Consider the following 25038-nt stretch of genomic DNA (forward strand, 5'->3'; position numbering starts at 1 on the left):
TGCAGCTGGAGCGCCCGGCCCCGTTACTGGCTCCGGCGTGATGAGGTTCCGGAAGGCGACAGTGCGCCCGCAGCGATCGTCGCCAGCTCGTTGCGAAGGGCGGGCGTGGGCTCGCCTCCGGCAGCCTCCCACGCCCGCAGAGCACGACGCGCCGTATCGCGGGCGTGCGCGAAGCCCTGGGCAGCCTGCGCACGGGCGAGAGCTCCCAGTTCTTCTGCCAGGGCCGTTTGATCGCCCATCTGCTCGGCAAGATGCGCGGCACGGCGAAGCAAAGGCTCCGCATCGCGCGGTTTCTGGAGGTCAACCAGCGTCCGGCCGAGCGCTGAAAGGGTCAAGAGAAGGGTCGGGTGCTCGCTACCGAAGGCGTTCTTCTCGACACGGAGCACCTCGCGGAGCAGCTCCTCGGATCGAGCGAGCTCACCGCGCAGACGACAGATACGTGCCTTCTCGAAAAGAGACGCGGCGTACCGCTCTCCATCTGTGGCACCGTCCCGTCGCAGCTCCGAAAGGGCCTCGTCGAGGAGCGCCTCGGCTTCGTCGAACCGTCCCTGCGCCAGGACGCACCGCGCAAGTTGGTGACGAGTCGACGCGGCGACTTGAGTCTCGGGCACCTCCTCCAGCACCTGCCGGAGCTCCTGCTCGGCATCTTGAAAGCGACCGAGCTCCAGGAGCGTCACGCCGTGCGCGTGGCGAAGATAAGTGGTCGGACGACCGAAACGCCGAGCACGCTCGATCGAATGACGCAGGAGACGTTCCGCCTCGTGGAAGCGCCGCTGCTTTAGCCAGCTTTGGGCCAGGGCGTGCTCGATCACATCGCGGCCCTGGTGCTCGGGATCCGGCACTCGCTGGAGTATCGATTCCAGGAGCTGAGACGCCGCTTGCACGTCCCCTCGCGCCAGCATCAACTCTGCTCTCGACCGTTCCAGCATCGGCTTGAGTGATAGGGGCGCCTGCGCATGCCGGACTAGCCCCGTCCACTCGTCGAGCATTCGTTGCGCATCCCTGAGGCGTCCCGCTTGGATGAGAGCGCGCACCACGGCGTCGTACAGATCGCTGCGTTCATCGATTGTGCGTCCAAGGCGCCGCGCCATGTCCAAAACGCCGCTCAGGGTCCGTATCGCTTCGCCGGTGTGCTCCTCCGATGACAACACAAACCCATGCGCCCGAAGCAGTTCGAAGAGCGTGTCCTCGTCGGCGCCGTCTCCTGCGCGGCGCCAAGCTTGCTCGAGCAGCGCTCTTGCCTCGCCGAGCTCGCCCAAGAGATCGCGCACACGAGCCAGCGCCGCCGTGGCCCTCGCGCTGCCCCCCGTCGCTTCCACCCAGCCAGCGGCCCAATGAGCTGCCACTTCCGGCTCGCCTTCCTGGATCGCAAGCTCGATGCGCTCCGGCCAGTCGGGCAGAGGGAAGCGCTTGCTCAGCTCAGCGCTCTTCTCCTCGCCATCAGGCTGCTCCGCAGCCTCGCCATCTCGCCCGTGTTGCAGAGCGAGGCGCGCGAGCGCACCGCCCGGCTCATCTTCCCGGAGCGCGATCGCTGAGAGCTCCGCCTCCGACACCCCCCTGCGCGCCAGCCTCGCCGCATCATCAATCGCATCCGGCGCCAGCTCGAGCAGCGCCGCGAGCCGCACACAGCCCTGGATTCCCGCCGCGCGAAGCCGTTCCGCGCCCTCGTCCAGGGCGAGCGCCCGGCCATGCACCCGGGCGAGCCCCGAGACACCCCTCGGCGGCCGAACCAGCAGAGTTCCTCCCCTGCGTCCGGCCTCCGCCGCCGCCCAGCGCGCGCGCCGCAGCCGGGCAGATGTCTCTAGATCCTCCACGGCGACCCACGCCCTCGGCTTCGGCCGGAGCGCCTCGACCAGCGCCGCATACGGCTGCGCGGCCGACACGCGCGCGATCCTCCGGCCCGGCAGCGCCAGCGCGAAGCTCTCCTCGATCTCGTCCTCGCCGCCGTACCACCCGATGGCCGGCTCCCGCGCGCACGCCGCGCGCCGCAGGGCACGCACGGCGAAGGCGGGCGGCCCTTCAGGACAGTCGATGCGGTGCGAGATCCAGTCGTAGAAGTCCACCGCGCATCGCGCGAGATGCAGCGTCGTCTCCTCGTCGCTGAACAGCACGAGGCGCAGCGCCCGCTGCTGCACCACCGGCCGCTCCTGGTTGAGCCACGCGGCGTCCGCCGCGCGCACGCAGAGGACGACGGTGCTCCCCTCCGGCGCCGACGCGAGCGCCGGCGCCTCGGTCATCACATCGGCGTCCGGTCGCGCTCGGATCAGATGGCGCACGAGCTCGCCCAGCCGCTCGGGGCGCGCCCGATCCAGGAGCACGATCACCCCGCGCCCGGCGAGGCGCAGGATGAGGCTCAGCCGGTCGAGCCAGGCGCCCGCAGGAGGTGCAGCGTGAGCAGCGGATGCGGGTAGTACCATTCGGACTCGTTGGGATACGGGAGCAGGTGCCCCCAATCGAGGAGCTGTCGCGCGCGGGCGTCTTCGGGGAGCTGCCGCTGCACATCGGCCATCACCGCGCGCAGCACGCCGAGGTGCCCCACGTCCAGCCCGCGCTCACGGTCGCGGCGCGCCTCGTCCACGGCGTCCTCCACGATCTCCGCGGTCGCCGTGGTGACGTCGGCCGTCCAGGCGCGCTCGGCCACGCCGCGCACCAGCTTGACGAAGTCCCGCGCGCGGCCGCCGGACACATAGGCCAGGCGCTCCAGCGAGCCCTGCTCCATCGCATCGGGCGCAGGCAGATCCTGTGTCCTCCGGCGGTACATCTCGACGAAGAAGGGCACCCCTTCGCCCATGCGGTCCGGATGGGCCTTGTCCAGCACGGGCTCGTTCGCGAGCACGACCGTATCGAAGCGCGGAATCGCCGCCCCCACAGGCGCGCTCCGCAGCGCGAAGGGAGCACACAGGACGGTGGGGCAGGCAATCTGGCTGAGCAGCTCGGAGCGCAGGAAGAGGCCGAGCGCGCGCTCCTCATCGCGGATGCGATCGAGGCCGTCGATGAGCAGAAGGACGCGCCGGTGGTGCTGCTGCATGTGACCCACGAGGACGTTGACCGCCCCGAGCAGCGTCTGCATGGCCTCGTCCTGATCGGGCAGCGTACGTCCGCTGCGTCCGATGGGCACCATGCGTCGGATCCCCTCCGCGATCGCCTTGGTCGCCCCGGCCCCGGCTGCCATGCCCGCCGCTGCGCCGCCCGTGAGCCCGAGCGCCGGCACCAGCACCGATCCCGCAGCGGTGATCATGCCCGAGGCCACCTTCCCCAGGTCGATCTCGGTCGTCCTCGGTGTGTTTGTGGCGTCGGCGACCTGCTCCCAGGCGAGCCGGAGATCTTCGACGTGCTGCGGCGGCACCTCGTACGGCAGGATCTCCCGTGCAGCGCCGAGCACGGACAGCCCGACGAGGAAGATGACCTCCCAGGACGCGACGCGCTGAATGGCCTCGCCGTCCCCCATCCACGCGAAGTGCCGGTGCAGATCGAGCAGGAGGACGAACTCCTTGCTCTCCCGCGCCTCCCTCAGGCGAAGCAGCTCGGTCGATTTGCCGGTGCCCACCGTACCCGCCAGGAGGATACGAGGGTCAGCGAAAGGCAGGTCAAGACGCCGAGCGATGCGGTCGACCGGGGTATGCGGCCGGGGAGCGCGCCAGGCGGGATCCTTCACGGGCTCGACAGGGTCGAAGCGGCGGTAGATCTCCTCCCAGACGTCTCGCCTTTCCACGGCGCGAAGCTAGCACAGGCCGCGTCGCACGGCGTGCGCCTGGCAAACGGAACGGTGCCGTCGCGCCTGGAGCCGCCGGGGCAAGCGATGTCCGCCGTGCGCTGGCCGGGCGGCCCCGGTCGCGACCCCGCCGGGCGCCGCCCGCGCGCCGGCCGTGATGCTCCTCAGCGGCTGCGCGGCGGCGCCTCGGCGAGGTACTCGAGGAGCCGGGCCTCGTCGCTGCCGATCATCCGCTCGACACCGTCCTCCCGGACATGGCGCTGGATCTGGAGCGCCCCCGCGGGCGTCCGGACGAGGACGGCGACGCGCCGGAACCCCCGCATCACGACCGGCCGGATCCGCTGCATCGCCGCCTCGAACGCCGGATCGTTCCGCCCCACCGCCGAGCGCAGGTCCACGAGCAGACACAGCCCTTCGCGGCCGACCCGGTCCAGCGCGCGGCTCACCTCCATCCACCCCTCCTCGAACTGCGCAGCCGACTCGGACGGCACCGCGCTCCGCATGATCCTCGCGAGCTTCACCGCCGGGTTGACGGTGACGACGTAATGGGCATTGCGCAGGATCTCCAGCATGATGTCACACGTAGTTTACCAACAACGGCCTGTCGAATCGAGCCGCTCCCCGCCTCGCGAGCTGTCGAGTCTGCCGCGTCCGGCCGCTGGCGCGCATGCGCGGTCGGAATGCGACATCCGCTCGAACCGGGCGCGCAGGAGCGAGAAGATCGAGCGCGGAGGAGCGAGAAGAACGCGCGTGAAACACGGAGGAGCGCGCAGCGAAACGGAAGCGCGCGCACGCGCGCCGAGCGCAAAGAACACCGGCGGGCCCCTCGATCCGCGCGGGATCGAGCCGCGCGGATGGCGGATGAACGAGCGATGAGAGACTGAGAGTGCGAGAAGCGAAAGAGCCCCTCTCCCCCGGAACTGTAACGCCAGCTGCACAGCCAACTGCACAGCCCGTCGCCCGAGCGCCCAGGCTCACCCACGTCGCGTCCGGCGGCTTTGCGCTGCGCCACGGCTCCGGGTACCCTGGGCCCCCTTCAGCTCAGCAGGCTTCCGACGAGGTATGCACACGCAGCCGCCCCCCACCGACCTCCGGGACCGTCCACCCGCCGGGGAGGCGCCCGATCCGGAAGCGGTCGGCCTCGACGAGGTGGAGAGGACCGAGGAGCTGGCGCGCCGCCCGGCCCGATCGCCCGATCACGCGGCCGAGAACCGCGCGCTGCTCGCCCTCGTCAGCGCGATGGCCGGGCCCCTCGAGGACGTGCTCCCGAGGCTGGCATCGCTGCTCCTCGAGCTCTGCCGGGCCGACTCGGCCGGCGTCAGCGTGCTCGAGGAGCAGGAGGACGGCCGGCGCGTGTTCCGGTGGCGGGCCGTCGCCGGGATGTTCGCCCACAACCTCGGCGGCACGATGCCCCGGAGCCCGAGCCCCTGCGGCATCGTCGTCGACCGCAATGCGGCGGTCCTCTTCTCGCGCCCTGCCAACCATTTCGGGGCCAATACCTGCTTCGACCCGCCGGTCATCGAGGCGCTGACCGTCCCCTTCCACGACAACGACACGCCGATCGGCACGGTCTGGGTCCTCGCCCACACCGACGCGCGGAAGTTCGACGCCGAGGACGCCCGGCTCATCTCCAGCCTGTCGCGGTTCGCCGCCACCGCCGTCCGCGCGCTCGGCCGGGCGCGCGACGCCTGGCGCGCGGCCGAGGCGCTCCGCGTGAGCGAGGGACGGCACCGGTTCCTCGCCGACCTCGCCGCCGCCACCCAGCCGCTCACCGACCCCGACGAGGTCATGGCCGTCGTGGCCCGCATGCTCGCCGAGCACCTCGGGGCCGACCGGTGCGCCTACGCCGAGGTCGAGGACGAGCGCGTCTACGTGATCACGGGCGACCACACGCGCGGCGTCCCGAGCATCGTCGGCCGGTGGCCGCTCGCCGACTTCGGGGCCGAGCATGTGCGGTGCATGCTCGCGAACGAGCCGTACGTGATGGACGACGTCGACGCCGACCCGCGGGCCGGACACGACCTCACGGCGTACCGGGCGACGCGGATCCAGGCGGTCATCTGCGTCCCGCTGCACAAGTCCGGCAAGCTCACCGCCGCGATGGCCGTCCACCAGAAGGCGCCGCGGCGCTGGACGCCCGACGAGGTGGGGCTCGTCCGGCTCGTCGTGGGCCGCTGCTGGGAGGCCATCGAGCGCGCCCGCGTGGCCCGCGCGGTGCGCGAGCGCGACGAGCGGCTCGACTACGCTGTCCGCCTGTCCGGGGTCGGCTTCTGGTACTGCGACCTGCCGTTCGACAGGCTGATCTGGGACGACCGGGTGAAGGACCATTTCTGGCTGCCCAGGGACGCCGAGGTGACCATTCACACCTTCTACGACCGGCTGCACCCCGACGATCGGGAGCCGACGCGGCGGGCCATGGACGCGTCGATCCGCGAGCGGATCCCGTATGACGTGGACTACCGGACGGTCGATCCGGCCACCGGCGCGCTGAAGTGGATCCGGGCCCTGGGCGGGACCGCCTGCGCGCCGGACGGCACGCCCCGGCGGTTCGACGGGGTGACGGTCGACGTCACCGACCGCAAGCGCGATGAAGAGCGGCTCGCGAGGCTCCTCGATCGCGAGCGGGAGCAGGGTCGGCTCCTCCGGCAGGTGGCCGACGCCGCGCTCACCATCCATGCGTCCGGCTCGCTGGAGAGCGTGCTCCAGGGGATCACCGAGCAGGCGCGGCGGATCATCGGCGCCCGTGACGCGGTCGCCAGCCTCGCCGCCGGGGACGACGGGGCGCAGGCGACCGGCGCCGCGCCGGTGTCGGAGCGGACGCACGGGTGGCTGGCCGCGCCGTTCACCGGCCGGAGCGGGGAGGACCTCGGCCACATCCGCCTCTCCGAAAAGCTCGCCGGGGACTTCACCGACAGCGACGAGGCGATCCTCGTCCAGCTCGCGCACATCGCGTCCGTCGCGATCGAGAACGCCCGGCTGTACGATCAGCTCCGCGATCAGGACCGGCGGAAGGACGAGTTCCTCGCCACGCTCGCCCACGAGCTGCGCAACCCGCTCGCCCCCATCCGGACGGGCCTCGAGATCCTCCAGGTCGCCGGGAGCCAGGAGCAGGCCCGGAAGATCGTCGACATGATGGAGCGGCAGGTCGGTCACATGGTCCGGATGGTCGACGATCTGCTCGACGTGTCCCGGATCACCCGCGGCAAGGTGGAGCTGCGGCGGGAGCGGGTCGACCTCCGGGCGGTCCTGAACGGCGCCCTGGAGACGAGCCGGCCGCTGATCGAGGCGGCCGCGCACGAGCTCGCGGTCCGGCTCCCGGCGGAGCCGCTGCTCCTCGACGCGGACCCGACCCGGCTGGCCCAGGTGTTCGCGAACCTCCTCAACAACGCGGCCAAGTACACGCCCGGGGGCGGCGTCATCCGGCTCGCCGCCGAGCGGGACGGGGCCTCGGTCGTCGTCCGGGTGAAGGACAACGGGGTCGGCGTCCCGGCCGACATGCTGCCGCGGGTGTTCGACATGTTCACCCAGGTGGTCCGCTCGATCGACAGGGCCCAGGGCGGGCTGGGGATCGGGCTGACCCTCGTCCGGCGGCTCGTCGAGCTGCACGGCGGGACGGTCCACGCCGAGAGCGAGGGTCCTGGCCGCGGGTCGACGTTCACCGTCCGGCTGCCGCTCGCCGCGGCCGAGGAGCCCGCGTCGCGGCGCTCGTCGCCGGGGCCGGCGGGGCGCGACGCAGCGGCCGCGCTGCGGATCCTCGTCGTGGACGACAACGTCGACGGGGCGGAGAGCCTGGCCTTGCTGCTCAGGATGTCGGGGCATCGCACCCGGGCGGTCCACACGGGTCCCGAGGCGCTGACCGCGGCCCGGGAGCTCGGCGCCGACGTCGTCTTCCTGGACATCGGCCTGCCGGGCATGAGCGGCTACGAGGTGGCCCGGCGGCTTCGGGCGGAGCCGGGCGTGGCCGGGTTCGTCCTCGTGGCGCTCACCGGCTGGGGGACCGAGGACGACCGGCGGCGGGCCCGGGAGGCGGGGTTCGACCACCACCTGACGAAGCCCGTGGACGCGGCCGAGGTGCGGCGCCTCGTCGCGAGCGTCGCGCAGGCCGCCGCGACGCGCCGGCAGGGCGGCTGACGGCGGCGGCGCTCATCGATCGGCGCGAAGAGCTCGCCATGTGCACAGAATCCTCGCCCGGGTCCTCCCTGCGATGGCGACCCACGAGCCCCGCACCTTCGACTTGAATCTCACGGAGACGATCATGCCTATTCGATTCTCGCTTTCGTGCACCCTTGTTCTTGGCCTGCTCGCCGCGGCCTGCGGCTCGAGTGAGCGTGAGCCCAACCCGGTGGGCACCGGCGGCGGCGCCGGCGGCGCCGGCGGCACCGGCGGCGCTGGCGGCGCTGGCGGCGCTGGCGGCGACGGCGGGGGCGGCGATGTCGTCGAGCCGGCTCCCCTGCTCGTCCAGACGGACAAGGGTCCTGTGGAGGGCGCGGTCGTCGGCTCGACGCGCACCTTCCTCGGCATCCCGTTCGCGGCGCCGCCCGTCGGGGAGCTGCGCTGGAAGGCGCCCGCCCCCCACGAGGGGTGGACCGAGACGCTGAAGGCGACCGAGCCGGGCCCGGCCTGCTCGCAGTCGATGATGCTCACGCCGGGCTTCGACCCGAGCTCGAGCGAGGATTGCCTCACCGTGAACGTCTGGTCCCCCGAGCGCCCGGCGTCCTCGTCGCTGCCCGTGCTCGTCTGGATCTACGGCGGCGCCTTCGAGATAGGGAGCGGCGGCCTGCCCGAGTACGACGGCCAGCGCCTGTCCGAGACCAGCGGCGCGGTGGTGGTCACCTTCAATTACCGCCTCGGCCCGCTCGGGTTCCTCGCCCTCCCGGAGCTCAAGTCGGAGGATCCCGATCGCCCCGCGACGGGCGCGTACGGCCTCGAGGACCAGCGCGCCGCGCTCGAGTGGGTCAAGGCCAACATCGGCGCGTTCGGCGGCGATCCGGGCAACGTCACGATCTTCGGCGAGTCCGCCGGCGGCATCAGCGTCTGCGCGCACCTCGTGTCGCCGCCGAGCCAGGGCCTGTTCCATCGCGCGATCATCCAGAGCGGGCCGTGCGACACCGCCGTCGACGAGGCGACGGCCACAGCGCAGGGGGCGATGCTCGTCGAGGCGCTCGGCTGCACCGACGCGCCCTCCGTGCTCGAGTGCCTGCGCGAGAAGTCGGCCGAGGAGGTCACGACCGCGCTGCCGCCGGGCGCCGACATCCTCCTCGGCGACGGCCCGCGGTGGTTCCCCGTCGTCGACGGCTGGAACCTCCCCGACCTGCCGGGCAAGCTCCTCGAGGCCGGGAGCTTCGAGAAGGTGCCGACGATCCTCGGCAGCAACGCCGACGAGGGCACGGTCTTCGTCGCGTCCGCGGGCACGACGATCGCGGACGACGCCGCCTTCCTCGACTTCGCCGAGCACCTCGCCCCCGGCCACGGCGAGGAGGTGGCGGCCGCCTATCCGAGCGACACGCACGGCTCGGCGCAGGAGGCGGCGACCGCGGCCCTCGGCGACTTTTACTTCGTGTGCCCGACGCGGCGGGCGGCGCGCGCCATCGCGGAGGCCGGCGCGGACACGTACCTCTACCATTTCACCTACGCGCCCGAGGGCTCGCTGTTCGGCGATCTCGGCGCCTTCCATTCGGCCGAGATCCGGTACGTGTTCGGCGCCCCCGGCACGCTCCTGCCCGAGCCGCTGACCGACGAAGAGCTCGAGCTGTGGCGGACGGTGGCGGGGTACTGGTCGCGCCACGCGGAGGGCGGCGATCCGAACGGCGGCGACGCCTTCGCGTGGCCGAAGTACGACGCGCAGACGGACGAGCACCTCGTGCTCGATCGGACCATCTCGCAGGGATCCGGGCTGAAGAAGGACCTCTGCGACATGTGGGACAGCTTCGCCGCCGAGCAGCGCGCGCCGTAGCGCCCCTCGGCCGGTCGCCGAGCTCGACCCGTAAGTACCGGTAGGTACTATGCTATCCTCGGCGCCGTGCTCCCCTCCTACGACCTCGCCGCCATCGTCGCCCGCCTCGCCGGGCGCGAGGCCGCGCTCGACGCGCTCACGCAGGAGCGGCAGGCCGCCGTGGCCGCGATCCTGCGGGCGCCGGCGGCGCCGCCGGGGGCGGCGCTCGTCGACCGGGCGGCGCCGCCGGGGGCGGCGCTCGTCGACCCGGCGGGGGATCCCGGAGAGGCCGAGATCCTCCTGATCCGCCGGGCCGAGCACCCGCGCGATCCGTGGTCGGGGCACATGGCGCTCCCGGGCGGGCGGCGCGACCCGGCGGACGCGAGCCTGCTCGACACGGCGATCCGCGAGACGCGCGAGGAGGTCGGGATCGACCTCGCCGCGCACGGCACCCTGCTCGCGCGCCTGCCCGACCTCCCCGCCGTCGCGCGCGGGCGGCGCGTCGGGCTCGTCATCTCCCCGTTCGTCTTCGCGCTGCGCTCGTCGCCGGAGCTCACGTTGAGCCACGAGGTGGCCGAGGCGCTCTGGACGCCGCTCGGGCCGCTCGCGCGGGGGGAGTGCGCGTCGACGTACGTGTACACGCACGAGGGCACCGTGATCCACCTGCCCTGCGTGCGCGTGGACGAGCGGGTCGTCTGGGGGCTGACCTACCGCATGCTGGAGCAGCTCTTCGAGGCGCTCCACCGCTGAGCCGCGCGCCGTCCGCCCTTCAGTGGACGACGGCGGTCTCGTCGGCGATCCTCGCGCGGCGGGGCGGAGGGGGCGCCGACGCGCGAGGGCACGGCTCCTCCGCGGAAGCGCAGAACGCGACGTGGCCGAGGGCGCAGCGGGCCGTGTGGTAGGCGTCGACCGCGCTGGGGCCCGCCGCCCACCGGTGCGCGAAGAGGACCGCGGCGCCGAGGGCGAAGCAGACGACGCCGCGGCGGAGCGCGCCCGCGAGCGCGGCGTGGGCCTCGGCGTGGCTGCCGATCACCAGCAGCGACGCGCGATCCCGGCCGCGGTAGGCGTCGCCGCGGGCGAGGCGGGCGTGGACGTCGTCGCCGAGGCCGAGGTCGACGCGCGGCACGGCCGGATCCGGGGCGATCGCGTCCGGCGAGCACCGCTCGGGGGCGCCGGCCGCCCTGTGGAGGCCGTAGCCCAGGGCCGCGGCGTCGGCGAGGATCAGGAGGCCGACGGCGATCCAGGCGCCCAGCGCGAGGGCCTCGGCGACCTGGGGCGGGGGCGCCCGGCCGATGCGCGCCGCGGGCCACTCGGGCAGCGCCGCGAGCGTCGCCACGGCGATCGAGGCCGCGAGGATCTGCCAGACGGCGCGCCGGTCCGAGGCGGCGACGATCGACCCGAGCCGCGCCCGCTCGGCCCGCAGCGCCGCCTCGAGCACGGCGCCGCAGATCGGCAGGGTCGCCGCGGCGCAGATCAGGCCGTTCACCGCGCCCGTGACCGCGGCGAACAGGACCGCGCCGTGCAAGTTCCTCACCGTGACGAGCGCGATCACGGCCCCGGCGAGGGCGCCGCCGGGCAGCACCAGCGCGGCGAGCGAGGCCCACGCGGGGCCGCGCCCGTGCCACGCCTGACGCGGCGCCACGACGCGCGGCAGCAGCGCCCCGATCAGGCCCCCGACGATCCCGGCGCAGATCGCGGCGACCTCCTGCTTGCCCCCCAGGGCCACGTTCACCATCGGGCTCGCCAGCACGCCCGCCGAGATCCAGCCGGCGGCGGCGCCCACCAGCGCGAACGGCAAGGCCAGCTCCCACCCCTTGGCCCGCATCCTCATGCAACGCCTCCCCTCTTCGTCACGTCGTGCCCACGTCGTGACATCGACCCGCGCCGCGCGCCGCTCCTTGGATCGGCGGAGTCTCACAGCGCGCTAGAACGACGATCACGTCGAGCGAGCGAGAAATGAACCGCCAGGACGCCAAGGACGCCAAGAAGAAGACAATGTCTTGGCGTCCTTGGCGTCCTGGCGGTTCGAAGTTCTGCTCGTTTCAGGCGGGTTCAACCCGTTTGTTGCTCTAGAACCCGCCCTCGATCGCGAGCCCCGGCATCGTGACGGGCCCGATCGTCTGCGGCGTACACCCGCTGTCGTCGCAGCTCACGTCGAACACCTCCTTCGTGAGCGTCGCGTTCTGGAGGTCGAACACGAGCCCGAGGTAGCTGCGCTCGCCGAGGGCCCAGCGCTTCGACAGGCGCATGTCGAGCCGGTAGAACGGCTGGATGCGGTCCGGGTCCTCGCGCGCGGGGCGGCCCGGGGTGATCTCGTCGGCCGGGAAGCCTGTGTAGAAGACGTGGCGGATGCCGGCGCGCCAGCCCTTGCCGAGGTCGTAGAGGAGCGCGACGTGCGCGACGTGCGTCCTGTCGTAGGCGGACGGGATCGTCCGCTGCTCCCGGGTGCGCGTGGAGCGCGACAGCGTGTACGACGCGAGGAAGAACATGTCGCGCCGGAGCGCGCCGCGCGCGCCGAGCTCCAGGCCGTAGGTGTCGCCGAGGCTCCGCGCGAGGAAGCGCTCGGTGTTGAGGGTCGTGCCGCGGCCGGTGCCGATGGGGTCGCTCAGGCCGAAGGTCAGCTGTCGGAATACCGTGGAGCTGAAATTGACAGGGCCGGCGCTCACCTCGACGCCGAGGCTCGATTGGAGGCTCCGCTGGAGCCCGCCCGGGATGCCGCCGATCTGGAGCGCCGGAAGCGGGGCGAGGCCGGGGAGCTGCGAGGCGAGCCCGAACGCCGGGACGAGCCGCACGTGCTCGCCGATCCCGAAGCGGCCAACGATCTTCGGGTCGACGGCGACCGCGGTCCGGCCGAGCGAGGTGTAGTGGTCGACGCGCACGCCGGGCGTGATGGTCGACCGCTCGTCGAGGACGAGCAGCGCGTCGGCCCACGCGCCGAGCGCGAGGTCGAGCCGGCTGCGAAAGAGCTCCGGGAAGCTCTCGTCGAGCTGCGCCGTCCCCTCGGCGGGCGCGTCGTCGGGCGAGTCGTCGGCCGCGCTCGGGCGCGGCGTCACGTCGTAGCGGTCGACGGCGGCGTCGACGCCGGCGCGCACGAGCGCGCGGCCGCCGAGGGCGGGCCGGGCAAGGCTCATCCGGGCGTTGAGCTTCCAGGCGCGCGCGCTCTCCACGCCGACCCCGCGCGACTGGTCGAGCCCGAGGGTGAGCGCCGCGCGGACGCGCGCGCCGGAGGCGGCCTCATCGCGGTCGTAGCGCAGGTCGAGGCGGTGGAAGTCGCTGTCGAGGAGGACGTTCCGCGCCTCGGCGCCGTCCTCGTCGTCGATGCTGGCGAGGTAGTCGTACGCGCCGAACGCGAGGGCGGTGAAGCGCTCCTCGGGCCCGAGCCGGTGGACCATGCGGCCCTGGTAGTCGGCGTAGCCCACGTCGACGCTCGGCACGAGCGCCGAGGCGAGCGCGGCGCCGGCGGCGTAGTGGCCGCCGAGGAGGACGTGGGTGTCGGGGTCCATCGGCCCCTCGACGACGCCGCCGAGGTCGATGAACCGGAGGCTCCCCTCCCCGCGCCAGACGTCGGACGGCGGCGCGCTCTCGGCCTCGATCGCCGCGCCGGCGAGCCGCCCGATGTCCGCCGGCGTGGGGCCGAGGTGCATCTCGAGGCGCTGGACCATCGAGGCCGGGATGACGCTGGGCCCGGCGCCGACGTGAAACAGGAGCGGGACCTGGATGCCGTTGAAGAAGTACCCGATGTTCCCGGGCGGCGCGCCGCGGATGTAGTAGTACGGCATGCCGCTCGCGATGGTCGTCACGCCGGGCTGGATCTCGATGGCGCGGTAGGGGTCGCCGAGCGCGCCGGGCAGCTCGCGGATGTCGCGCCTCGAGAGAGAGACGGAGCCCGCGGGGGCCCGGTTGCCCTCGACGGTCACCTCGATCCCGGCGGGCGGGGCGGGCGGCTCGGCGGGCGGGGCGGGCGCCTCGGCGGGCGGGACGGGCGCCTCGGCGGGCGGGACGGGCGCCTCGGCGGGCGGGACGGGCGCCTCGGTGGGGGCGGCGGAAGGCGGCGCCTCGGTGGGGGCGGCGGAAGGCGGCGCCTCGGTGGGGGCGGCGGAAGGCGGCGCCTCGGCCGGGGGCGACGGCGGCGCGATCGACGGCGTGGCGGGCGGAGGCGGGGTCGCGCCGGGAGGCGACTGCGCCGCGCCGGGGGGGCGCGGCCCGGGTTGGGAGCGCGCCTCCTCCGCGCGGACGGTGGTGACGGCGGCGAGCGCGATGGCGAGGAGTGCGCTGGGGGATCTCACGCGGATGTCGCGGATGCGCCGCCTCCTGGGACGAGGGACGACGCGCCCGGGCGCCTCGGAGTTAGCAAATCCGGCCGTTCGACGAAAGCCAGGGCGGCGCGGCGCGCCCGTGACGCCAGGGACATCCTCGTCCTGGCGCGGAGACCGCCTGTCGCCCCGCGGCGCGCCGCCTGGGGACCGGAAGGGCACAAAAAACAGAGCGCCCGTTCGACGGCGGGGGGGGGAAGCCGTCACAGGCGCTCTGTCCTCCCTGCTTAGCAGGTCACGGGCCAAGGTCCAGCCCTGCTCAGTTCACGGGCTTGGCCTTAAGGACAGCCCCGATACCTTTCAATCCTGACATTTCGAGTTGCACGCCTGAAGACCGCAGCGCGCTGGAGGGCGGGACGTGCTCGCCTCTCCGGTTTCGGATGTCGCTCCGTGGGCCTCCTCCTCCCCCGCTTCCCGGCGACCGCGCCGGCTGCGCGCGGCTCCTGCCGCTGCGCCGTCGTTCCCTCTGTTCCTTCTGGCCCTCCGGGTGGCCCTCCTGGCAGGCCGACCCGTTGACAAACCGTACATCGTACGTTACTACGTACGGATGAACTTGCCCGTTCACCGCGACAGCGACATCCGGCCGTTCCGCATCGACACGCCGCAGGCCGCGCTCGACGACCTGCGCGACCGCCTCGCCCGCACGCGCTGGCCCGACGAGCTGCCCTCGCTGCAGTCGAGCGACTGGTCGTACGGCGTCCCGCTCGGCTACCTGAGGGATCTCGCCGCGTACTGGCGCACCACCTACGACTTTCGCCGCCACGAGGCGCGGCTGAACGAGCTCCCGCAGTTCACGACGACGATCGACGGCCAGAACATCCACTTCCTCCACGTGCGCTCGCGCGAGCCCGGCGCGCTGCCGCTGATCGTGACGCACGGATGGCCGAGCTCCGTCGTCGAGTACCTCGACGTCATCGGCCCGCTCACCGATCCGCGCGCCCACGGCGGCGATCCGGCGGACGCGTTCCACCTGGTGATCCCGTCGCTCCCGGGATACGGCCTCTCCGGGCCCACGCGCGAGCCCGGGTGGGGCGCGCGCCGGATCGCGGGCGCGTGGGCCGAGCTCATGCGCCGGCTCGGCTACCCACGTTACGGCGCCCAGGGCGGCGACTGGGGAACGTGGATCTCCCGCGAGGTCGGGATCGTCGACCGCGACCACGTGATCGGCGTGCACACGAACGGGCTCGTCTCGTGGCCGTCCGGCGATCCCGCGGAGCTCATCGGCCTGACGGAGGTCGAACAGGCCCGCCTCGCGGCGGCCGACCACTACATGCGCGAGCTGTACGGCTACAAGAAGATCCAGTCGACCCGGCCCCAGACGCTGGCTTACGGCCTCTCGGATTCTCCGGTCGGCCAGCTCGCCTGGATCGTCGGTGTGCTGAAGGAGTGGACCGACTGCAAGGACACGCCCGAGGACGCCATCGACCGCGATCGAATCCTCACGAACGTCATGCTGTACTGGCTCACCAACACCGCGGCCTCGTCGGCCCGCTCGTTCGTCGAGACGCCGGACACGCCGGACGAGGCGGATCTCGCCGTCGACGTGCGGCCCGCGAGCGTGCCGACCGGCGTCGCCGTGTTCCCGCGCGACATCATCGCGCCGATCCGCAGGTTCGCCGCCCGCGACAACAACATCGTGCACTGGTCGGAGTTCGATCGCGGCGGCACCTTCGCGGCCATGGAGGAGCCCGACCTCTTCATCGGCGACGTGCGCGCGTTCTTCCGCGGCCTCCGCGGCCGGACGCGCGCGGATTGACCGGCGCCCACCCACCCGCGCCACCGGATCGAGAGGGGTGTTCGCATGAGCGACGTGATGATGATTCCCGTGCTCCCCAGCGTGTCATTGCCCGAGACCCTGGCGTTCTACGGCGCCCTCGGGTTCGAGGTCACCCACCAGCAGACGGCGCCGAACGTGTACGCGGCCACGCGCCGCGGCGATATCCACCTGCACTTCATGGGGATGAAGAAGCTCGACCCCAGGCAGGCCTACACGACGTGCCTCGCGCTCGTCCCCGAGGTCGAAGAGCTCCACGAGGCGTTCGCGGAGGGCCTGCGGAAGGCGTACGGCAAGGTGCCAGTCGCCGGTCTGCCGCGGATCTCGCGCATGAAGAAGGGGCAGAGTCGCTTCACGGTGGTCGACGTGGCGGGCAACTCGGTCATCTTCATCAAGCAGGGCGCGCCGGACGAGGACGACGAGGGCGCGGACGGGTCGCGGTCCGACGCCCATTCCCATCCTGATTCCCACCTCGGCAAGGCGCTGCGCACCGCGGCGCGGCTGCGCGATTTCAAGAACGACGACGCCGCGGCGGCCAAGGTGCTCGACGTGGCGCTCGCAAGGGACGCGCCGGCCGCCCCGCTCGAGCGCGCGCGCGCCCTCGCGGCCCGGCTCGAGATCGCCGTCGCCCTCGGGGAAGCGGAGCGGGCCAGCGCCCTGCGCGCCGCGATCGACGAGGCGCCGCTCTCCGACGGGGAGCGCGCGCAGATCCAGGCGGCCCTGACCGCCGTGGACGCCCTCGAGCGCTCGCAGCGGTCCGAGAGGTAGACGCTCCCCTTCGCCCGCGATGGATCTCCGCCGCGGACGCACAGCCCCGCGCGGAAGCCCGTCCCGTCACATCCCCCCTTCCGCCGACCAGCGCCAGGATCTCGCCCACTGCGCATCACGCGCGCGACTTGATAATCCAGGCGACGTATCCGGAATGCGCTGAACTTATCGAGTTTGCGCGCGAGATCGGGCTTTCCTGCGTGCGCGGGCCCAAGTATGAGTCCGGTGTGCGCGCTCTCCTTGGCTGCGGATCGACGCCGGTGTCGGGCGCCCCGGTCGGGTCGCCCCGCCGGCGCGGCTGAACGCGAGGAGAGGTCTGGGAGGCTGCGCCGAGAGATCAGGGCGGCGCGGTGACACCGTGTCCGAGAGCCGGACCGAGACAGCTCCAGAGAAGGGCCATGACCATGAAGAGGTACCCGATCGCAATCGCGCTCGCCGTCGCCGGGAGCTTCGCTGGCTGCTGGACCGGCGGCGTCATCCAGCTCTTTTCGTGCGACGACCCGTGCTACGGCCTGGATCCCTACGAGTGCGATGATCCGTGCGCCACGTGCGAGGGCGAGTGTCTGCCCCCACCGCTCCTCGGGTACGACGATCCGATCCTGCTCTGGACGGGGGAAGCGGCCGAGGAGGCGGCCGTGCCGGAGTGCCCGCCCGAGGCGCCGGGCCTCGTGTTCGACGGGTACGGCGGCTTCGAGGCCGATCACGTCTGCCCGGAGTGCCGGTGCACCGAGCCCTCGTGCGAGCTGCCGGGGGGGCTGACGGGGAGCGCCTCGGCCGCGTGCGACGGGACGACGCCCACGTCGTTCGACGCGCCCGCGGGGTGGAGCGGCGCGTGCACCGCGCCGGCGGCCGTGGGCTCGGGCGAGCTCGGCTCGCTGCTCATCCAGGCGCCGACGGTGAGCGGCTGCGCGCCGGCGAACGACGCCGGAGCGGCGCCGCCCGAGCTGCCCGCGCCGTGGACCGTCCGGGCGCGCGGCTGCTCGGGCGAGGCGGGCGTTCACACGTGCAGAGAGCCGGGAAAGATGTGCGTCGCCGCGCCGGTGCCGCGGCCCACGGGCTTCGCGATGTGCGTCCGCTACCTGCGGCCCGGCGCGCCGGAGTGCCCGGCGGAGTATCCCGAGCTGCGCGAGATCTATCGGGAGTTCGACGACACGCGGAGCTGCACGCCGTGCGGGTGTGGGCCGCTCGAGGGCAGCGCGTGCACCGCGCTCGTGTCGGCCTACGAGGACGAGGGCTGCAGCGCGCTGCTCGGGGCAGAGACGGTGACGCTGGCGGGGCCGAAGTGCGTCGCGGGGCCGGAACTGCGGATCGAGAGCATGGAGGCCCGGTGGATCAAGGACGAGCCGGGCACGTGCGCCGCGACGGGCGGAGTCGCGGTCGGCGAGGCGACACCGAAGGGCGCGACGTTCTTCTGCTGCCAGTCGGACGAGGTCATCGCTGTGCCCTGATGACTCCGCCCGCCGCGGAGGCTCATCATTCGACGCGGGCGATCCTTCGATGAACAGCGCGACTTCGTGTACCCGGCCGCGCGGTTCGCGCGCTATAAGACCGAATCACGCGAACCGAAGCACGTGGAAGGGAGAGCGGATATGCGAATCGCACGATGGTGCTTCTGGATGGCGCTCGCGGCGAGCGGCTGCAGCGCGTCCGACGGCGGCTCGTCCGCCACGGACAACCGTCCGAAGCCGGGGACCGGGGCCGGGGGCGAGACCGAGAACGGCGCAGACGGCGAGACCGGGGGCGAACCAGGCGGCGAGGACGACGTGTTCGGCAGCGGCGCCAGCACCGGCGCGGGCAGCGGGAGCGGGGAAGACGAGAGCGGGTGCATCGATCGGGCGAAGATCGTGTATGTGCTCTCACAGGATAACGAGCTCTACAGCTTCAGGCCCGATCAGAAGGAATTCAAGAGGATCGGTGTCCTTGGTTGTCAGACCAACATGGATCCGAACTCGATGGCGGTGGATCGCAACGCGGTCGCGTGGGTCAACTACGTGCGGTCCGACGACAGCGCCGGGACGCTGTTCAAGGTCAGCACCGAGGACGCGAGCTGCGAGCCCACGTCGATCGAGCTCTCGGACGGGTGGTCCCGGCTCGGCATGGGCTTCTCGAGCGATCTTTCGCGCCCGGAGGCGGAGGAGCTCTTCGTGGCCGGCACGACGAACACGCCGGACATCGGGCTCGGGAAGATCGACGGCTCGTCGCTGACGCCGGTCGGCGAGTTCACCGGCTCGCTGCGCGGCGAGTCGGCCGAGCTCACCGGCACGGGCGACGGGCGGCTGTTCGGCTTCTTCACCACCTCGCCGGTCCAGCTCGCCGAGATCGACAAGGAGACCGGCGAGATCATCGAGGCGAAGGAGCTGCGGGGCATCGAGACCCCGAGCGCGTGGGCGTTCTCGTTCTGGGGCGGCGACTTCTATTTCTACACCGCCCCGGATCCGTTCCGGTCCCCGTCGCGGACGACGAACGTGAGCCGCTATCGCCCCTCCGACGGCTCGATCGACACGGCGTACATGACGAACATCGGCTTCCGCATCGTCGGAGCTGGCGTGTCGACCTGCGCCCCGCTCGAGCAGCCGCGCTGAACGCGGGCCCGTCGAGCAGCCGCGCTGGCCTCGGGCTGACAGCGCGCCGGTCCGCCGGCGCGCCGCGGCGGTCGGTCTATCAGGCTCGCCGGGGGCGAGCGCGTCAGTCGTCGGCGTCGTCGCCGAAGAGCACGCCGACGGGGAGCTCGACGGCATCGAACGGCTCCGCCCGGACGCGCTCCCCGCGCTCCGCGAGCAGCGCGGTCAAATAGCCCTCGCGGGTCCACCGATAGACCGTCAGCGTCTCCTCCCTGGGATCGAGGATCCAGTAATGCGGGATCTCGCAGCGGTGGTAGACGCGCATCTTCTTCACGGTGTCGTTGCGCGCGTTGGTGGACGACAGCACCTCGCAGACCCAGTCCGGCCGCACGCGCAACGGGTTGCCCCTCGGGCGCTCCGGTACGCGATCACGGCGGAAGCCGAGGACGTCCGGGCGGTAGACCTCCTCAGGCTCCAGCTCGATTTCCACCTCGGTCAGCAACCACCAGCCGCCGGGGCGGCGACCACCGGGGCGGCGGTTGAAGGGGTCGAAGAGGACGCCGGTGAGGGCCGCCTGGGTCCCGCCGTGCTCGCCGGTCGGGGTGGCCTTCCGGACCAGCTCGCCGCCGATGATCTCGTGGTAGCGCCGGTCCTCCGGGAGGGCGAGCAGGTCCGCGACGGTCGCACGCGGAGGGATCCGGCTCGCGGAGGTCGACATGCGCTGCAGGGTATCACGGTAGAGCCGCCCCCGAAACCGGGCCCTCCCCGCGACGTCGGCGCCGCGCGCGATAACGCCTTCCGGGCAACGTGGTTCACCGCGCCCCTCGTCTCCTCTCCTCCCTCCTCAGCTTCCTCAGCTCTCCCCCGACGCGGCAAATGGGCTGAAAAGGTGAAGAAGAACGAGAATTTAACGCAAAGGCGCAAAGGCGCAAAGGCGCAAAGGCGCAAAGAAAAAGATCTCTTTTTTGCGTCTTTGCACCTTTGCGCCTTTGCGTTGATCTCCGGGCTTCCAAGCTGATCGCTGGCATCTACCGCGGTCGCGGCGCAGGTGTCATGGTGGAAGCGCCGGCGCGGCGCGGAGGTGTTGCGATGCGGATGAGGCTGGTCCCTGTGCTCTGTCTCTCGGTCGGGGCGGCGTGCGGGCCCGCGCCGGCCGCCGACGCGCCGGCGCGTGAGGAGATCTTCGGCGCGGCGGGGCCGGGCGAGTTCATCCTGCTCGCCGCCACGGGCGAGCTCGTCAGCGCGGACATCGAGCCGGGGCGCGTCCTCGGGCCGGACGTCAACCTGGGGGTGTACGCGGCGGACAGCGGGCGCGGCGGGCAGGCCGTCAGGGGCGTCGCGTTCAACCAGACCGTGAGCGTCACGACGAGCGGCCAGGGCGCGATCGGCATCGTGGGCGGCATGCCGCTGGAGCTCTCGGTGACCCGGGCAGAGACAGGGCTCCGCGCGCGCGGCCTCGTGGCCGGCGCCCTGTCCGACTACCGGCTGGACGAGCGACAGCTCGCCGGCGTGATCGGGCGCTGCAGCTACGAGCTCACCCGAGCGGGACGGTACTACGAGGGCGCGCGGAGCTGCGGAGGCCAGCCTCACCAGGTGACCGTCCTCCTGCCCCGCGCGCTGTCGACGTGGAGCGACGCCGCGCTCGCGACGACCCTCGGGCTGCTCCTCGGCGCCTGAGCGCGTCCTCGGCACACCCGGGTGAGCGCGTCCTCGGCACCCGCGGGTGAGCGCGTCCTCGGCACACCCGGGTGCGCGCGTCCTCGGCCCCGAACGCGCCCTCTGTCGCCGAGCGCGCCTCGGTGCCCGGACGCGCCGCCTATCTCGCCTCCGGCGAATGACAGGCCGCGCAGCGGCTGCTAGAGCTCGGGTCCACCCGGCAGCAAGAGCGCCGAGAGCCCGCCGGGCACGGAATGGTCGAGCCGCTCTCGGCCCCGGGCCGCGGCGTTTTTTCTTCGCGCTTCCGCCACCGCACCTCCCTCGATCGACGCCACGTGACGAAGCCCAGAACCGATGGCAACGCGCCGGGCAGGCCGGCCGCGGCGACTTCACCCAGCCTCCTCGAAGGGCGATCCGCGCCCATCCCGGTCGGGCCGCGGCTCGAGGCCGTGCTCGAGCTCGCCTACCGCGCCCGGCGCGCGGTGCTCCTCGAGGGGCCCACGGGCATCGGCAAGAGCGAGGTCGTCCGGCAGCTCGCCGAGCGGCTCGGCATCGCCACCGTCGTGCTCGACCTGAGCCTCCTCGAGCCGCCCGACCTCGTGGGCCTGCCCGTCATCCGGGACAACCGGACCGCCTACGCGGCGCCCTCGGTGCTGCCCCAGGACGGCGCCGGCATCCTGATGCTCGAGGAGCTCAACCGGGCGGAGCGGTACATCCAGCAGCCGGCGCTCCAGCTCCTCAGCGCCCGGCGGCTCCACGAGTACGAGCTGCCCGCGGGCTGGGTGTGCTTCGCCGCCGTGAACCCCGAGTCCGCCGATTACCAGGTGACGCCCCTCGATCGCGCGCTCCGCGCGAGGTTCCTCAACCTGAGCGTGCGCGCCGACAGGGCGTCCTGGCTCGCCTGGGCGCAGGAGAACGGGATCCACCCGGGCGTCATCGCGCTCGCGCAGGCGCACGAGCGCATCCTCGACGACGTGCCGCCGCGCACCTGGACGTATGCGTCGCACGTGCTCGGCGCGCTCCGGCCCGAGGAGCTCGCCGACGGCGTGCTGCTGCGCGACGCGCTCGGCGGGTACCTGCCGCCGAGCTGGGTCGAGCTGCTCCTCGCGTCGAAGGACTCCTGGTCGACGAGGCTGCCGTTCGACCTGCGCGCGCTGCTCGCCGACTACGGCCCGACCTCGCCCGCGGGCAAGGCGCTGCGCGCCGCGCGCGAGCGCGGGGAGACCGACCGCTTCGACGAGGTGACAACGCGGCTCGCGCCGCTGCTCGAGGGGCCCGAGGTCGGCGTGCTGGCGGCGCAGCGGAAGCTGTCGCTCGCCGCGTTCGAGGCGCTGCTCGCGGACCTGCCGGGCGACCACCGCGAGCGGCTCCAGGAGGCGCTCGGCGGCAACGCGACGGCGACGCAGCTCGTGGACGTCCGGCCCGAGGAGCTGCTCCAGAACTACGCGGGCAGCGCCGCCGAGCAGAAGGTGCTCGCGTGGCGCGCCGACCCGCTGCGGCAGCACCGGATCGGCCTCGTCGTGACGGCGCTGTCGGCGCACCTCGCGCAGCAGGCGAAGCTCGTGGAGGTGCGGCGGAGCAACGTGGCGCGGGCGTGCCTCGGGCAGCTGCTCGCGCAGCTCCCCGAGCGCTGGGCCCTGCGGCTGGCGGCGGCGCTGAAGAAGCACGGCGTCACGCCGATACGGCCGCAATGAGCGAGGCCAGGCGGGCCGGGCAGGCGGCGAGGGCCGCGCAGGCGGCGGGGGCCGCGCAGGCAGCGCAGGAGCCCGCGGGGCGCGGCGGCGAGCCGGAGGACAGGGACGCGCTCGCGGCGTGGCTCGACGCGTTCGTGCGCGATCCGGGGTTTCTGGAGCGGTACCCCTGCTACGCGGCGATCCTCGCGCGGCTCGCGCCGGTCGCCGACCCGTCGGTCAAGCGCATGGCCGTCTCGATGTTCGAGGGCCGCTTCTTCCTCCACGTCAACGTGGAGTCGTTCATGAGCGAGCCGGTGTTCCTGCGCGGCGTGCTCCTGCACGAGGTGCACCACGTCGCGCTCGGGCACCTCTGCCACCCCAAGTTCGCGGGCGCGGACGAGCCCGAGCTGATGGACCTCGCCCTCGAGATGTCGGCCAACGAGTACATCGAGGAGCCGCTGCCCGACCCGATCCGCTGGCAGCCCTACGCGGCGATCGGCCTGCGCGGAGGCCAGAGCACGCTCGAGCGCTACGACCTGCTCGTGAGCGCGGCGCGCGAGGGCAAGCTCCCGCAGCGCGGCGGCGAGGCGATCGACGACCACCGGGTGCTCCGCCGCCCGTCGCGCGAGCCGGGCGCGGTGGAGCAGACGCGGCAGCTCCTGCTGCGCGCCGCCGAGGAGGCGAGCGCGCTCGCGGGCGACGGCGACCCGGTGGACCTGCCGGGCCTGCTGCTCGCGGGCAAGACGCCGGGCCGGCTCATCGAGGAGCTCACCGACGTCCTCGGCCCGCGCGAACACCCGCTCGACTGGAAAATTGCGCTACGGATGTTCGTGGCGCGGGAGCGCGCGCCCGTGCACACGTACGCGCGGCCGAACCGCCGTTTCCCGGGGCGCGTCGGCGAGGTGCCCGGCAGGACGTACGCGCCGCGGGCGATCGCGAGGCCGTCGGTGCTCGTGGCGATCGACACGTCGATGAGCATGCGCCGCGACGAGCTGGAGGAGATCGCGCGGCAGCTCCAGGCGATGAGCGAGGTCGCGCGCATCACGGTGGCCGAGTGCGACACGGAGGTCGTGCGCGTGTACGCCTTCGAGGGGCGGCTCGGCGACGTGGGCGGCCGCGGGGGGACCGACCTGCGGCCGGTGTTCGCGCCGGAGTTCCTGGCGGCGCGAAGGGTCTCCGGCGTCATCTATTTCACGGACGGCGCGGGGCCCACGCCGCCGGCGCCGCCGCCGCTGCCCGTGCTGTGGATCCTCACGAAGCCGCTCGAGTTCGCGTGCCCGTGGGGCGAGCGGGCGTGGCTGGAGAGGAGACCGCGGCGGGGGTGACGGTCGAGCGCAAGAACGCGGTCGAGAAGGAGCGCGGCGGGTCCAGGGAGGGCGTCTGACGGGGGCGCGCGCCGGTCGGGGCCCTGCGATGATGGGGCGCGATCAGCGACAGGGAGCGTCGTGGCACGTACGAGCAGCAAGAGGGCCGTGCAACCTGGGGGAGCCGCAGCCGGGCGCGGGCGAGGCGCGCCGGCCGGCGGCAACGAGGACCCGCCGCGAGCAGCGTTCTACGGCGGCTGGGTCGAGGAGAGCGCCGAGCACCTGGACGCCGAGCTCCGGAAGCTCCACCGCCTCGAGATCCTGGAGCTCGGCAACGAGCTGGAGAGCGCGCTCCGGGACACCCTCAAGGATTTCCTCCCGCAGCGCGTCGGCATGTGTCGCGGCTGGGTGGTGGACAGCACCGGACGGAAGCAAGGCGACGACATCATCCTCTACGACGCCGCGCGCTTCCGTGCGCTGCGCAGGCTTCGGGACGACCGCGGCATGGACAAGAAGGAGCGCGTGCCGGCCGAGGCGGTGCTCGCGTACATCGAGGTCAAGCACACGCTCTACGTCCAGGAGCGGGTCCCCGTGAAGCACAGGGGGCAATCCCTCGTGAAGGCGTGCAGCCAGGTGGCGGGCTTGAAGACGCTGCAGCGCGACGCCGTGCCCCTGGACATGATCGCGCCGAGGCTCGTGCTGCCCCCGGGGACGATCCAGCGTCGCCCGGGCTTCCCCGCGATCCGAAACCCCTGGTACGCGGCCGTCTGGGCCTTGCATCTCCAGGTCGACAGGGACCTCGAGGACGATCCGGCCGAGGCCGTGAAGCGGCGTATCGCCGCGATCCAGCAGGCCGGCACCGGCGCCGAGCACCTCCCCGACGTGATCGCCGCGGATACCGTCCTGATGACGCCAGCGATCACCTCGGCGGGGGCCCTGGAGCCGCGGCCCTTCATCGCGCCCGACACGGAGCTCGTGTTCACGAACGGCATCAAGGCGCTGGGGGCCGCCATGAAGCACCTCGCGTGGGCGATCGATGACATCCTGCTCGGCGAGATCCCGTGGAGGCGCATGCTCCGCGAGCAGCTCCGGAGGGCGGAAGACGAGCACGGGAGCGTCCGGCTCGATGTCATCGACCCCGCCGGCGACCCGCGCAGGTCGCCCCGCCCCAGGCGCTGAGCGGAAGCAGCGCGCCTGCGACAGGGGGATGCCGCTCCGCGACAGCGCTCACCTTTCGTCACCTTCACGCACCAAAAACCCCATAAATTGCCTGGACATGGCAATTGATTCGACTGTTTTACAAAGGCGACATAGATCACTTTTCCGTGTCGGGACGTGCTGCGCG

The 25038-nt window shown here is 72.7% G+C and carries 18 protein-coding genes; 12 read left to right on the forward strand and 6 right to left on the reverse strand.

Annotation, left to right across the window (positions count from 1 at the left end):
- Positions 1-23 precede the first annotated feature (23 nt).
- The 3 genes from WMF24_RS24665 to WMF24_RS24675 form a co-directional block, all read right to left on the reverse strand.
- The gene (locus WMF24_RS24665) at positions 24-2417 is read right to left on the reverse strand and encodes a tetratricopeptide repeat protein (protein WP_437729822.1); all 2394 of its coding nucleotides are present in this window, start codon (positions 2415-2417) and stop codon (positions 24-26) included.
- Complete coding sequence (locus WMF24_RS24670; RefSeq protein ID WP_437729823.1) at positions 2354-3712, reverse strand: hypothetical protein; 1359 nt, start codon at positions 3710-3712, stop codon at positions 2354-2356. The genes WMF24_RS24665 and WMF24_RS24670 overlap by 64 nt, the downstream gene beginning before the upstream one ends.
- 164 nt (positions 3713-3876) lie before the next feature.
- Positions 3877-4284 carry a hypothetical protein gene (locus WMF24_RS24675; RefSeq protein WP_437729824.1) on the reverse strand — a complete coding sequence of 136 codons (408 nt, stop codon included), beginning with the start codon at positions 4282-4284 and terminating at the stop codon, positions 3877-3879.
- Between the two features lie 490 nt (positions 4285-4774).
- Here WMF24_RS24675 and WMF24_RS24680 point away from each other — a divergent pair, with 490 nt between their 5' ends.
- The 3 genes from WMF24_RS24680 (at position 4775) to WMF24_RS24690 (ending at position 10394) form a co-directional block, all read left to right on the forward strand.
- Complete coding sequence (locus WMF24_RS24680) at positions 4775-7843, forward strand: ATP-binding protein (RefSeq protein ID WP_437729825.1); 3069 nt, start codon at positions 4775-4777, stop codon at positions 7841-7843.
- A 124-nt stretch (positions 7844-7967) separates the two neighbouring features.
- Positions 7968-9665: a carboxylesterase/lipase family protein gene (locus tag WMF24_RS24685; RefSeq protein WP_437729826.1), complete on the forward strand. Its 1698-nt coding sequence runs from the start codon at positions 7968-7970 to the stop codon at positions 9663-9665.
- A 66-nt stretch (positions 9666-9731) separates the two neighbouring features.
- Positions 9732-10394, forward strand: coding sequence for an NUDIX hydrolase (locus tag WMF24_RS24690; protein WP_437729827.1), 663 nt, complete (start codon positions 9732-9734; stop codon positions 10392-10394).
- Between the two features lie 19 nt (positions 10395-10413).
- Here WMF24_RS24690 and WMF24_RS24695 read toward each other — a convergent pair whose 3' ends face one another.
- A complete protein-coding gene (locus WMF24_RS24695; protein ID WP_437729828.1) occupies positions 10414-11475 on the reverse strand; it encodes a hypothetical protein in 1062 nt (353 codons plus the stop codon).
- Between the two features lie 238 nt (positions 11476-11713).
- On the reverse strand, positions 11714-13930 hold the full coding sequence (locus WMF24_RS24700) for a TonB-dependent receptor plug domain-containing protein (RefSeq protein ID WP_437729829.1): 2217 nt from the start codon (positions 13928-13930) through the stop codon (positions 11714-11716).
- A gap of 574 nt (positions 13931-14504) precedes the next feature.
- On the opposite strand from WMF24_RS24700, the gene WMF24_RS24705 reads away from it, so the two are divergent.
- From WMF24_RS24705 to WMF24_RS24720, 4 genes are all read left to right on the forward strand, one after another.
- Positions 14505-15713 carry an epoxide hydrolase family protein gene (locus WMF24_RS24705; protein WP_437729830.1) on the forward strand — a complete coding sequence of 403 codons (1209 nt, stop codon included), beginning with the start codon at positions 14505-14507 and terminating at the stop codon, positions 15711-15713.
- A gap of 45 nt (positions 15714-15758) precedes the next feature.
- The gene (locus WMF24_RS24710; protein ID WP_437729831.1) at positions 15759-16499 is read left to right on the forward strand and encodes a hypothetical protein; all 741 of its coding nucleotides are present in this window, start codon (positions 15759-15761) and stop codon (positions 16497-16499) included.
- 398 nt (positions 16500-16897) lie between these two features.
- Entirely contained in the window at positions 16898-17947 is a 1050-nt protein-coding gene (locus WMF24_RS24715) for a hypothetical protein (RefSeq protein ID WP_437729832.1), read from the forward strand.
- A gap of 141 nt (positions 17948-18088) precedes the next feature.
- The gene (locus WMF24_RS24720) at positions 18089-19081 is read left to right on the forward strand and encodes a hypothetical protein (RefSeq protein ID WP_437729833.1); all 993 of its coding nucleotides are present in this window, start codon (positions 18089-18091) and stop codon (positions 19079-19081) included.
- Between the two features lie 103 nt (positions 19082-19184).
- On the opposite strand, the gene WMF24_RS24725 is transcribed toward WMF24_RS24720, so the two are convergent.
- Positions 19185-19778 (reverse strand): Uma2 family endonuclease, encoded by a 594-nt coding sequence (locus WMF24_RS24725; RefSeq protein ID WP_437729834.1) that lies wholly within the window; start codon positions 19776-19778, stop codon positions 19185-19187.
- A 171-nt stretch (positions 19779-19949) separates the two neighbouring features.
- On the opposite strand from WMF24_RS24725, the gene WMF24_RS24730 reads away from it, so the two are divergent.
- From WMF24_RS24730 to WMF24_RS24750, 5 genes are all read left to right on the forward strand, one after another.
- The gene (locus WMF24_RS24730; RefSeq protein WP_437729835.1) at positions 19950-20078 is read left to right on the forward strand and encodes a hypothetical protein; all 129 of its coding nucleotides are present in this window, start codon (positions 19950-19952) and stop codon (positions 20076-20078) included.
- Between the two features lie 77 nt (positions 20079-20155).
- Complete coding sequence (locus WMF24_RS24735) at positions 20156-20737, forward strand: hypothetical protein (RefSeq protein WP_437729836.1); 582 nt, start codon at positions 20156-20158, stop codon at positions 20735-20737.
- Positions 20738-21051: 314 nt separating this feature from the next.
- On the forward strand, positions 21052-22410 hold the full coding sequence (locus WMF24_RS24740; RefSeq protein WP_437729837.1) for an AAA family ATPase: 1359 nt from the start codon (positions 21052-21054) through the stop codon (positions 22408-22410).
- The gene (locus WMF24_RS24745) at positions 22407-23714 is read left to right on the forward strand and encodes a vWA domain-containing protein (RefSeq protein ID WP_437729838.1); all 1308 of its coding nucleotides are present in this window, start codon (positions 22407-22409) and stop codon (positions 23712-23714) included. Before WMF24_RS24740 ends, WMF24_RS24745 begins: the two co-directional genes overlap by 4 nt.
- A 147-nt stretch (positions 23715-23861) precedes the next feature.
- Positions 23862-24872, forward strand: a complete 1011-nt coding sequence (locus WMF24_RS24750) for a DUF6602 domain-containing protein (RefSeq protein ID WP_437729839.1) — start codon at positions 23862-23864, stop codon at positions 24870-24872.
- The last annotated feature ends 166 nt before the right edge of the window (positions 24873-25038 follow it).

It is taken from the genome of Sorangium sp. So ce1335 (genome assembly GCF_051521615.1).
Classification (GTDB): Bacteria; Myxococcota_A; Polyangia; order Polyangiales; family Polyangiaceae; genus Sorangium.